Here is an 11,362-nt window from a genome sequence, read left to right as displayed (position 1 = left end):
AGTTCAATCTCGGTCGTCAGTCAATTCGTCAATCGCCACCTTATATCCCGCCACTGATTTTGAGTACAAAATTCAGTGGGGGACTTACGGTGTAATAGTTAAATTAACTAGGGTGGTTGGCATACCGGCTGTGCAGCGAGCTTTTAACTCGCAGAAATAGGTTCGACCCCTATACCACCCATTAGACAATTAAAAATTTAAAATTCAAAATTAAGAAATGCAATCCTAGCCAGACTTTTGACAATTGCTAATATGTAATTTTAATGCACGTCAGCTTGTTAATACGAACTAGCGATCGCTAGTTGAGCATGTTGCAATAATACATCTTTATCCAAAATTTCTATAGGATATTGCGGTGTTACTGCCAGTAGTTTATCGATTCTTTCTCTGGCTGCTTCCACTACTGATTCGTCTAAACTACCCTTGCTGAGGGAATCCACGAAATCTTCAGCAATCTGATAAGTTCTTTCAATAGATGATGAATTGATATTGCGCGAGACAATAAACAGGTCACAGCCTGCATGAAATGACCGTGCCACAGTACCAGCTTTCATAAACATATCTGAAATCGCTCTCATATCCAAGTCGTCAGATACAACTACTCCCTTAAAGCCAAGTTCCTCTCTAAGTATGGTTTTGAGGATAGGCTGGGAAAGGGTTGCTGGCACATCAGCATCTATTCTGGGAAATAAGATATGGGCAGTCATGATTAAAGGAATCTGGACTTCGATTAAAGCTCTGAAAGGTACGAGTTCTCGAAGTCGCAGGTCTTCTACAGTTAAATTCAGTACTGGTAGCTCAATGTGAGAGTCTTGACTGGTGTCTCCATGTCCGGGGAAGTGTTTGGCACATCCCAAAATTCCTGATTCTTGAAGTCCAAGGTAGTAGTCACGGGCATCTTTTGCAGCGATTTCGGGAGTGTTACCAAAGGCACGAGGCCCAATGACGGGGTTGTGGGGATGGGAAAAAACATCTGCCACAGGTGCCCAGGATAAATTTATTCCCAGTGATTTTAGTTCTATTGCTGTGGCTTTTGCTACTTCGCGGGCGTGCGATCGCAGCAACAATCCATAAGGAAATCGCGTAATCGGCATTGGTGTGCGAATCACACGACCTCCTTCATGATCCAGAGTCATAAACATCGAATCACGTTCAGTATATTCTCGTATCTGGCTGTTCAAATCCTTGAAGCTTTCCAGCCAAACTTGATATGGGGTGCCATCCAAAAAGTTTTTAGCGAAAAAGATCGCCCCAATCGGCTTTAATTCATTGAGTGCGCGTTTATCGTCATCGCTTAGTGTAGTGCCGGAAATCCCTAAAATCAGGTGATGTCCAAAATGTTTTAGCTCCTGTGATACTGCCATAATTCTTTACCTATGGTTGTATAGCAAACAACTGTGGTGTTCAACTTAAAAGACATAGACTTTGATCCTACACCGTTATGCTTATGGGGAGCAGGAGGAAAATTCATCTCTTCTGCAAAAGCAGCACCCCGTCCCTCTCGTCTGCCTCTTTACTAATGCCCAATTCCCTTAACCCTCTTAGTAATTGGTTAAAAACACACAATAAATATACTATCAGCAAATATTTTATTGATTTTTAACAATTCAGTTACAGATTACATGGTATTACTTACGCAAGTGGAAATTAGTTTTTCCGTAAAAGAATTTTTGCAATACTCCTTTGGAGTCATTTCGTGAACACATCCTGTTGTTTAAATCTCAGGAGACTTATGTCTATAAGTTTATTCAATAATTATCTAGATAGAATTTTTTCAAAAATTTATGATATTTGTTATGAAAATTACAAAGGATTGACTAAAAATCCTAGATGGCTTTTAATGCGTAAAATTGCTCGATTTAAAACTGGGCGAAATATAGTAATATTTTTATTAAACCGCTCAACTAAATTATATTCACTACCTCTGAATGAGAGCAATTCGTGTTTTCAAGATATAAATGTAGACGATGTTGTTAATAACTTGAAAACCGAAGGGTTATATTTAGGAATTAATCTGCCCCAAGATATAGTTAAAGAAATAGTCGAATTTGCTCATTCAACAGCTTGTTATGGCAATGGAAAAACAAATATGGGTTTCTTTTATCATCAAAAGCAACAAGCGCAAACAAAGTCAGGTAAAGACTTTATCATAGGTCATTATTTTAATACGTCTTTGTTATGTGGTGCTATAAAAAAGCTTCAAAATGATCCAAAATTATTGGCAATAGCTGCTAGATATTTAGAAGCTCAACCAGTACATCAAGGAAGCCTTATGTGGTGGACTTTTTCGGGAGAAAGAACATATCGTCAACAAAGTCAATCTGCTCAAATATTTCACTACGATCTAGATGATTACAGGTTCCTAAAATTTTTCTTTTATTTAACTGATGTAGATGATAATAGTGGCCCTCATGTTTGTATTCGTGGTAGTCACAATAAAAAGAAACTGTCACATCTTTGGCTACGTAAACGAGAGACAGATCAAGATATCACCGATTATTATGGTTCTGAATCTTTAGTAAAAATTTGCGGTAAAGCTGGTTTTGGATTTGCGGAAGATACACTTTGTTTTCATAAAGGAATCACTCCTAGTCATAAAGACCGTTTAATATTACAAATAGAATTTGCCAGAACTGATTATGGAATGCAGCAAGACTTCCGAGCAGCTTCTCTATTGAAATATATTTAATAACTTCTGTGGTAATGAGTTTTGCCACGAGTTTAATACTGTTACAACAGTTAAAATACTTAATTAAAAATATAAAGTGTCTTAAATTTTACATTAATCCGGTTTTAGTCGAAGGAAAGTAACCTGGTTTAAGCAATGCCCCAGATATTTGCTCAGAGCAATACACGGATTACCAAAGAAATCAACTACTTTAAGACGACAGTTTGTGACTACCTATTTTCAGTCAAAGGAATTACTTTTGTTTCGCTAAATTTTCTGCACCTAAATCTAGATAAAATACTTGCCAAAACCTATTGCCAACAATGGTATTAGTAATTTTGTTGGGCAGTTGTGCGTAGGTAAAATTCCCTGTAGTAAAAGTTTTTTGGGGAAGCGATCGCACAATAACTGCCAAATGTAACAGATTGCAACGTATAATGAGAACGATAAAACCATTAAGAAATATTGAAGGGCATTAGGGTTAAATGCGAGTAGCGATCGCGGGAGCGGGACTAGCAGGACTTTCCTGCGCGAAATATCTCACGGACGCAGGTCACACACCCATTGTCTTGGAAAGCCGGGACGTACTGGGTGGTCTAGTTGCGGCGTGGAAAGACTCTGACGGCGACTGGTACGAAACCGGGTTACACGCCTTCTTTGGGGCATATCCGAATATGCTCCAATTGCTCAAGGAGTTGGGCATTGAAGATAGACTCCAGTGGAAAGAGCATACACTGATTTTCAATCAACCAGACAAGCCTGGGACACTCTCACGTTTTGATGTTCCAGATATTCCATCACCCTTCAACGTCATTGCATCGATTCTTCGCAACAAAGATATGTTGACTTGGGAGCAGAAGATTCGATTTGCAGTTGGCCTACTTCCCGCAGTAGTTCGGGGTCAGAAGTATGTTGAAGACATGGACAAATACAGCTTCTTAGAGTGGTTGAAAAGGCAAGGTGTTGACGAGCGGGTAACTAGTGACGTTTTTATCGCCGCGTGTAAAGCCCTCACCTTTATCAATCCTGATGAAGTTTCAGCAACGATTCTCTTAACTGCACTGAATCGTTTTCTGCAAGAACGATATGGCTCCAAGATTGCATTTTTAGATGGTTCTCCCACAGAACGTCTATGCAGCCCGATTGTAGATTACATCACAGAACGCGGTGGAGAAGTGCGGCTAAATGCCCCCTTGAAAGAGATTTTGCTCAACACCGATGGCACGGTGAAGGGATACTTGATTCGAGGCTTAAATGGGGCAGAAGATGAAGTTATCACGGCTGATGTGTATGTATCGGCCATGTCAGTTGACCCTTTAAAGGTGATGTTGCCTAAACCTTGGAAGCTGATGGAGTTTTTTCAAAAGCTAGAAGGTTTAGAAGGAGTACCAGTGATTAACCTGCATCTGTGGTTTGACCGGAAACTTACAGAAATTGATCACTTACTTTTTTCGCGATCGCCCCTCCTAAGCGTTTATGCTGATATGAGCAATACCTGCCGTGAATACGCCAACCCCAATCGCTCAATGCTGGAACTAGTTCTAGCTCCGGCAAAAGATTGGATTGCCAAATCCGATGAGGAGATTGTGGCTGCAACGCTTGCTGAATTGGAAAAACTTTTCCCAAACCACTTTGGGGGAGACAATCCAGCGACATTGCTAAAATCTCATGTGGTGAAAACGCCGCGTTCAGTTTACAAAGCGACCCCTGGTCGTCAACAGTACCGTCCCGCACAAGTTACGCCCATTGCCAACTTCTATCTCGCCGGAAGTTATACCATGCAACGCTACTTAGGCAGTATGGAAGGTGCCGTACTTTCTGGTAAGCTGACAGCGCAGGCAATTTCTGAGGCTCTCCCGGTAGCAAATTCCTCAAACCTGCAAACGCTCACCCGACCGCCCGCAACGAATGCTGCAACTGCCTGATTCCCCCCCGCGCATGAAAACGCTGGTCTCTGTAGACGAGTCATACAAACTTTGCCGACATCTCACAGCAAAGTATGCCAAGACTTTTTACCTGGGTACTTTGCTCATGAGTCCGGTAAAACGTCAATCTATTTGGTCAATTTACGCTTGGTGTCGCCGTACAGATGAATTAGTGGATGGGCCCGCATCTGCTATTACCACGCCAGAAACCCTAGACCTATGGGAACAGCAGCTGGAATCCATTTTTGCGGGACGACCATTAGAAAATTACGATGTCGCTTTAGCTGATACCCTCCAGCGCTTTCCGATGGACATTCAGCCCTTTCGGGATATGATTGCCGGTCAGCGCATGGACTTATATCGCAGTCGTTATGAAACCTTTGAGGATTTATACCTCTACTGTTACCGCGTTGCTGGCACTGTTGGCTTAATGTCAACAGAAGTGATGGGTGTGGATAGCACCCTATACACCGCTCCGTGGCATCAGAACAAACAACCATATCTTCCCACAGAAGAAGCGATCGCTCTGGGAATTGCCAATCAACTCACCAACATCCTGCGGGATGTGGGAGAAGATGCCAAACGGGGGCGAATCTACATTCCCCTTGAGGACTTGGAAAAATTCAACTACACCGAGCAAGACTTCTTCAAAGGTGTGGTAGACGATCGTTGGCGGGCGCTGATGCGCTTTCAAATTGAACGGGCCCGTCAATTCTATACCACGTCAAACCAGGGAATTACTTATTTAGCATCCGATGCCCGTTGGCCTGTATGGGCAGCATCAATGCTGTACGGCCAGATTTTGGAGGTGATTGAACGCAACGATTACGATGTGTTCAGTCGGCGGGCTTACGTTCCCCAGTGGAAAAAGTTACGCACCTTGCCCTTAGCTTGGATGCGATCGCAAGTTCTTTGAATTTGTCATTAGTCATTTGTCATTAGTCATTTGTATTTTGTAAATAACTAACGACCAATGACTAAATTCCCAATTACAAATAACTATTGACTGTTCCCAACAAGTCTGGTAAAATTAATATTCGTGAGTCATGGAGAGGTGGCTGAGTGGTCGAAAGCGGCAGATTGCTAATCTGTTGTACGGCAGGCAACTCCGTACCGAGGGTTCGAATCCCTCCCTCTCCGTTTTCCAGCTTTTAATACACGGGATATTTTCTGTGTTCAAAAGTAACAAATAATATAGGCGTAAACAATTCTACTCCCAAAGATGGATGATATGATTTATCCTTTGGAGTCTTGATAAGATCCAACTAACTTACAAACTTAGTTTGAATCTTAATTTTAGGCTCCTAAATATTTGAGGAGTGAAAGTGATTTATGAGAAAAATTAGTGCCGCCTTAACCTTCAGTATAGCTACCATAGCAACTGGATTCCTAGTTGGGGCTTGTGGTGATAGTAGTACCCCCAATGGTGCAGCTACCACCGGAAGTAGCGCGACCCCAGCAGCAAACTCAACTACGACAAGCAATGCTAAAGGGCTAAAAATTGGTTCCCTGCTACCGACAACAGGCGACTTGGCTTCTGTCGGCCAGCAGATGCTAGGTTCTGTCCCTTTACTTGTCGATACGGTCAACGCTTGCGGTGGAGTGAATGGCGAACCAGTGAATTTGGTGCAAGTAGACGATCAAACCGACCCGAAAGCTGGTGCTGCTGGTATGACCAAACTAGCAACTTTAGATAAAGTAGCAGGTGTAGTTGGTTCCTTTGCCAGTAGCGTTTCTAGTGCCGCAGTCTCCATTGCCACGCCGAATAAAGTCATGCTGGTTTCCCCTGGTAGTACCAGTCCCGTGTTTACCGAAAAGGCACAAAAAGGCGACTTTAAAGGCTTTTGGGCGCGTACCGCTCCCCCTGATACCTACCAAGCACTAGCATTGGCTCAACTTGCCAGAAAAAAAGGTTTCAAGCGAGTTTCTACAGTCGTGATTAATAACGACTATGGCGTTGGCTTTGAAAAAGCATTTGTGCAAACTTTTGAAAAATTGGGTGGAACCATCGTTAATAAAGATAAGCCTGTCCGCTACGACCCAAAAGCGCAGACATTTGATACAGAAGCGGCGGCTGCTTTTGCTGGTAAGCCAGATGCAGTTCTGGCTGTACTGTACGCTGAAACTGGCAGTCTGTTTTTGAAAGCTGCATATCAGCAAGGTGTATCTAAGGGAGTGCAGATTCTGCTTACAGATGGAGTGAAATCACCTACTTTCCCAGAACAAGTTGGCAAAGGCAGTGATGGTAAATATATTTTAACTGGAGCGATCGGTACAGTACCCGGTTCTGATGGTAAAGCATTAGAAGCTTTCAACAAACTGTGGAAGGATAAAAAGGGTGGTGAACCAGGGGAATATGCTCCTCAAGCTTGGGATGCAGCTGCGTTATTGACATTGGCAGCACAAGCTGCTAAAGAAAATACAGGCGTTGGAATAGCTGGCAAAATTCGTGAAGTCGCTGATGGGCCTGGCACAGAAGTTAGCGATGTCTGCGAGGGGCTGAAGTTACTTAAAGATGGTAAAAAGATTAACTATCAAGGAGCTAGCGGCAACGTAGATGTTGATGCTAACGGTGATGTCGTTGGTGTATACGACGTTTGGACAGTAGGAGATGATGGCAAAATCAAGGTAATTGACAAAGTTAACCCTAAGTAGAAAGTTAGGAATTAGGAGTTATGAATTAGGAGTTAGGAGTTAACGCGATGTGCAACATATTCTTGTAACCCCTCTCCAAACCTCTCTCCGTTTCGGGGAGAGGCTTTGATTCTTGCTCTCCTTCCCGCACTTCGTGCCGCTACGCGAACGCAGGGAAGGGGCTGGGGGTTAGGTTTGAAAGAAAGTTGCACACGGCGCGAGTTATGAATAAAATATTACTCCTGTAGAGACGCGATTAATCGCGTCTCTACTCCTAATTCTTATAATCCACTGAAGTTATAACCAACTCCTAACAATAAGCCAACATCAGTTTGATCGAAAAATCCTGCATTGACAGAGGCTGTTGCTGTGAATTGAGGAGTTAGAGGCACATCAATACCACCAGATACTAAAAAGGCAAATTGCGAATCATTACCAGTTTTGTAAGCTGCACCAACTCCAACGTAAGGTGCGATCGCTAACGGTTCGCTAAAAGCATCTGCTGATTTGAAGGTAAAATCGTAGGTGATCGGAAGCAAAATTGTGGTGTTGTCACCAAACACGGCAGAAGGTCGCACCGATATAGCATTTGTCAGTCCGATTTTGCTGACTACCGCGAAGTTGCCATCGCCCAAAGACGAGCTACCATCACCACTCAAACCAATGTTAGCAGCAACGCCAAGATAGCTACTGCCACCAAGGGTTCTTCTGCCTAAATCAATATCCGATTGCGCCACTTTGGTAGCAGATGGTTGAGGAGTCGTTTGAGCAGTCGGTTGTACAAACTCAGACGTGAGGGTCGCAGATGAGGTTGCCACTGTGCCTGGAACTGGTGTAGACGTTACACTGGCATTTTCCTGTATTACAGGGTTTTGGGGCTGCTGTACCTCGGCTAAATTAGTGGCTGTAAATGTTTCGGTTGTTTCTGTAGAGAGGTTTTGGCTTACAGTGTCTAGTTCTGTACTAAACTCATTGGGAGACGTTACGGTTGCGGAAGAGTCAGTTAATGCCTGACTGCTTACATTGTCTACTGTCTGGGCACTTGCAGATAAGCCACTACTCAGGACTGTAAGAGCAGCTATACCTGGCAACCAAAAAACACCTTTACGAAGAAAAATAGTATTCACTCACGTTCACTCCTAAAACAACATTGCCACGAAAAATAAAGGGTTTTGTTGATTTAACTCAACAAATTCGGACAATACTCAAAATTTAACACCAAAAAATCGGATTTCACATCCTTACTTTGCTGGATTTATCTATAGTCATAACGCACCGAAAACGTGTGATGGTGCGTTAACCTACGGCATAACACACCCTTGTATCTTAGAAAAGTTGTAGACCGTAGAAGGGAAGAATTCTAGGCAGCGATGACTACAGGAAAAGGGCTTCCCATCGAGTATGCTTGGTCTATTTACGCCATGCAGGACTATGAATTGCACTTTGTAACAAAAAAAGTTAATTGTGAAGCAATATTACGAAGCTTGCAAAAATATTTAGAAATTGTCTACAAAGCAAACATGGTTCTAACGTAGAACCTATATAGGAGAGACTTGAGGCAAATGTGATGAGCGGAAATAATATTCAAAAGTATCGGTTTGTCTGTACGCTGACTTTTGGTGATATCTACGGCCAAATAATTGTTTGGTTAATTACAATTACCCTAAGTTTGGCATCTGCCTTGGCGCTAATGGGTGCCAAGCGTCCTGTGTACGCTTTAGCAACTGCGGGTTTGGTCGTTCTGCTATCGCTACCTTTCTTGTTGTTTGCGTTTGTCACTACCTTGTTAAATCATATTGAAGTCAGTCCTGTGGGACCGGGAACCAAAATGGAACCCATACCAGGTAATGTGTCTCAGCAACAACCTGTACAAGCAACTAGCTAAAGAGTTAGGAGTACAGACGCGATTAATCGCGTCTGTACAGTTAGGAGTGAAGACCTAACTCTTCATTTTTAACTTTTCACTTTTAATTTAAAAATTTGTAATAACATCCCTGTCTATAGGCAGGGAATTTTTTTGTAGAGATGCCACGGCAACCGCAGCAATGCACTGCCTGATTAATCACATCTCTACAATAGAACAGCAGTGGTTTGCAATCAGGGGGCTAATTATGCTGGAACACGATGTAATTATTGTTGGGGGTGGATTGGCGGGATGTCGTGCAGCGCTGGAAATTGCTCGCATTGACCCTAGTTTAAATATTGCTGTGGTTGCTAAAACCCACCCAATCCGTTCCCATTCGGTGGCGGCTCAAGGTGGTATGGCTGCGTCGCTAAAAAATGTTGATTCACAAGATAGTTGGGAAGCACATGCTTTTGATACTGTCAAGGGTTCTGATTATTTGGCAGACCAAGATGCTGTGGCAATTCTCACCCAAGAAGCGCCAGATGTGGTAATTGATTTGGAACATCTAGGCGTTTTGTTCTCTCGCTTACCCGATGGTCGCATTGCTCAACGAGCTTTTGGCGGACATTCCCACAACCGCACTTGCTACGCTGCTGATAAAACCGGTCACGCGATTTTGCACGAATTGGTTAACAATTTGCGGCGTTATGGGGTGCAAGTTTATGAAGAATGGTATGTGATGCGGCTCATTTTGGAAGAAAATGAGGCGAAGGGTGTGGTGATGTTCCATCTTTTGGATGGACATATAGAGGTGGTGCGGGCGAAGGCGGTGATGTTTGCCACTGGGGGCTATGGTCGCGTTTATAATACTACCTCTAATGATTACGCTTCTTCGGGTGATGGTTTGGCAATGACTGCGATCGCAGGTTTACCCCTCGAAGACATGGAATTTGTCCAATTTCATCCCACTGGTTTATATCCTGTAGGGGTGCTGATTTCGGAAGCGGTACGGGGTGAAGGGGCGTATCTGATTAATAGTGAAGGCGATCGCTTTATGGCGAATTATGCACCCAGTCGCATGGAACTGGCTCCTCGTGATATTACCTCACGAGCGATCGCTTATGAAATTCGCGCCGGTCGTGGTATTCATCTCGACGGTAGTGCTGGTGGCCCTTTTGTCTATCTAGATTTACGCCATTTGGGGAAAGAAAAAATTATGAGTCGCGTTCCCTTTTGTTGGGAAGAAGCGCACCGCTTAGTAGGCGTTGACGCGGTAACTCAACCGATGCCAGTCCGCCCGACAATTCACTATTGTATGGGTGGTATCCCAGTTAATACCGATGGGCAAGTCCGCAGTAGTGGTGATGGTTTAGTTGATGCTTTCTTTGCGGCTGGGGAAACATCTTGTGTTTCTGTACATGGTGCAAATCGCCTTGGTAGTAACTCTTTGTTGGAATGTGTCGTTTATGGCAAGAGAACTGGGGCTGCGATCGCTAAATTTGTCCAAAAACGTAAGTTGCCCTCTGTAGATGAGCAACGCTATGTAACGCAGGCCCAGGAAGAAATCCAAGCTTTGCTAGAACAACCAGGTCAGTATCGGATTAACCAAATTCGTCAAGCCTTCCAGGATTGTATGACTGAGTACTGTGGCGTTTTCCGCACTGAGGCGTTAATGAGTGAAGGGTTACACAAATTAGCAGCAATCCAACAGCAATATCCTGAAATTTATTTAGACGATAAAGGTAGTTGCTGGAATACAGAACTTGTGGAAGCCTTAGAATTGCGAAGTTTGATGATAGTGGGACAAACAATTTTAGCATCAGCCCTGAATCGTCAAGAAAGTCGTGGCGCTCATTTCCGCGAAGATTATTCCCAGCGAGATGATGCTAACTTCCTCAAACACACAATGGCTTACTATTCACCAGCCGGCATTGATATTCAATATCGGCCGGTGGTGATTAATATGTTTGAGCCAAAAGAGCGGAAGTATTAGTTATTGGTGGGAATTAGGGGTTAAAAAATGCTTTTCTTAATCCCTGAGATACAAAGATACAGGAAAATATGAGTTTTGGTGTTAGTGCTGATCAAATTATAGATTGGGTGGGAATAATAAGTTTAGTTACCTGTTATTCTAAAAATTTGTGAGGCTTCAAACCATGCCAGAAATGAGTATTAGTGATTCTGTGTCCCATTCCTTAGCAAGATACCGTAATCATTTGGAGTTCAATGGATATCATGTTGAAGAAGGGGATGATTTACTTGTATGCCGTCATCCTAGAAAGCAAAATT

Annotated in this window: 9 protein-coding genes and 1 tRNA gene; 7 read left to right on the top strand and 3 right to left on the bottom strand. The window is 43.2% G+C overall.

What is annotated here, in order from left to right; genetic code table 11:
• Positions 1-278: 278 nt before the first annotated feature.
• Positions 279-1,364 carry a glycoside hydrolase family 3 protein gene (locus HWQ36_RS04860; protein WP_292698670.1) on the bottom strand — a complete coding sequence of 362 codons (1,086 nt, stop codon included), beginning with the start codon at positions 1,362-1,364 and terminating at the stop codon, positions 279-281.
• 368 nt (positions 1,365-1,732) lie between these two features.
• Between HWQ36_RS04860 and HWQ36_RS04855 the strand changes: the two genes are divergently transcribed.
• Entirely contained in the window at positions 1,733-2,689 is a 957-nt protein-coding gene (locus HWQ36_RS04855) for a phytanoyl-CoA dioxygenase family protein (RefSeq protein WP_292698668.1), read from the top strand.
• Between the two features lie 232 nt (positions 2,690-2,921).
• On the opposite strand, the gene HWQ36_RS04850 is transcribed toward HWQ36_RS04855, so the two are convergent.
• On the bottom strand, positions 2,922-3,083 hold the full coding sequence (locus HWQ36_RS04850) for a hypothetical protein (protein ID WP_292698666.1): 162 nt from the start codon (positions 3,081-3,083) through the stop codon (positions 2,922-2,924).
• A 70-nt stretch (positions 3,084-3,153) separates the two neighbouring features.
• Here HWQ36_RS04850 and pds point away from each other — a divergent pair, with 70 nt between their 5' ends.
• The 4 genes from pds to HWQ36_RS04830 all read left to right on the top strand — a co-directional run bounded on the left by pds (position 3,154) and on the right by HWQ36_RS04830 (position 7,248).
• Entirely contained in the window at positions 3,154-4,593 is a 1,440-nt protein-coding gene (gene pds, locus HWQ36_RS04845) for a 15-cis-phytoene desaturase (protein WP_292698665.1), read from the top strand.
• Positions 4,577-5,509, top strand: a complete 933-nt coding sequence (gene crtB, locus HWQ36_RS04840; RefSeq protein WP_292698663.1) for a 15-cis-phytoene synthase CrtB — start codon at positions 4,577-4,579, stop codon at positions 5,507-5,509. Before pds ends, crtB begins: the two co-directional genes overlap by 17 nt.
• Positions 5,510-5,641: 132 nt before the next feature.
• Positions 5,642-5,733, top strand: a tRNA-Ser gene (locus HWQ36_RS04835).
• Between the two features lie 192 nt (positions 5,734-5,925).
• The gene (locus tag HWQ36_RS04830) at positions 5,926-7,248 is read left to right on the top strand and encodes an ABC transporter substrate-binding protein (RefSeq protein WP_292698661.1); all 1,323 of its coding nucleotides are present in this window, start codon (positions 5,926-5,928) and stop codon (positions 7,246-7,248) included.
• A gap of 260 nt (positions 7,249-7,508) precedes the next feature.
• Here HWQ36_RS04830 and HWQ36_RS04825 read toward each other — a convergent pair whose 3' ends face one another.
• Complete coding sequence (locus HWQ36_RS04825; RefSeq protein ID WP_292698659.1) at positions 7,509-8,354, bottom strand: hypothetical protein; 846 nt, start codon at positions 8,352-8,354, stop codon at positions 7,509-7,511.
• 440 nt (positions 8,355-8,794) lie between these two features.
• On the opposite strand from HWQ36_RS04825, the gene HWQ36_RS04820 reads away from it, so the two are divergent.
• Positions 8,795-9,112, top strand: a complete 318-nt coding sequence (locus HWQ36_RS04820; RefSeq protein WP_265276097.1) for a hypothetical protein — start codon at positions 8,795-8,797, stop codon at positions 9,110-9,112.
• A 226-nt stretch (positions 9,113-9,338) separates the two neighbouring features.
• Positions 9,339-11,066, top strand: a complete 1,728-nt coding sequence (locus HWQ36_RS04815) for a succinate dehydrogenase/fumarate reductase flavoprotein subunit (protein WP_292698674.1) — start codon at positions 9,339-9,341, stop codon at positions 11,064-11,066.
• The last annotated feature ends 296 nt before the right edge of the window (positions 11,067-11,362 follow it).

This window comes from Nostoc sp. NMS2 (genome assembly GCF_017115105.1).
Lineage (GTDB): Bacteria > Cyanobacteriota > Cyanobacteriia > Cyanobacteriales > Nostocaceae > Nostoc.
Note: the sequence above shows the minus strand (reverse complement) of the source record. Positions and strands in the feature narration are given on the sequence as shown.

Bases quoted from the DNA above. Each gene is read 5' to 3' on its own strand.
- HWQ36_RS04860 (WP_292698670.1), bottom strand. From the start codon at position 1,364: ATGGCAGTATCACAGGAGCTAAAACATTTTGGACATCACCTGATTTTA.
- HWQ36_RS04855 (WP_292698668.1), top strand. From the start codon at position 1,733: ATGTCTATAAGTTTATTCAATAATTATCTAGATAGAATTTTTTCAAAA.
- pds (WP_292698665.1), top strand. From the start codon at position 3,154: ATGCGAGTAGCGATCGCGGGAGCGGGACTAGCAGGACTTTCCTGCGCG.
- crtB (WP_292698663.1), top strand. From the start codon at position 4,577: ATGCTGCAACTGCCTGATTCCCCCCCGCGCATGAAAACGCTGGTCTCT.
- HWQ36_RS04830 (WP_292698661.1), top strand. From the start codon at position 5,926: ATGAGAAAAATTAGTGCCGCCTTAACCTTCAGTATAGCTACCATAGCA.
- HWQ36_RS04820 (WP_265276097.1), top strand. From the start codon at position 8,795: ATGAGCGGAAATAATATTCAAAAGTATCGGTTTGTCTGTACGCTGACT.
- HWQ36_RS04815 (WP_292698674.1), top strand. From the start codon at position 9,339: ATGCTGGAACACGATGTAATTATTGTTGGGGGTGGATTGGCGGGATGT.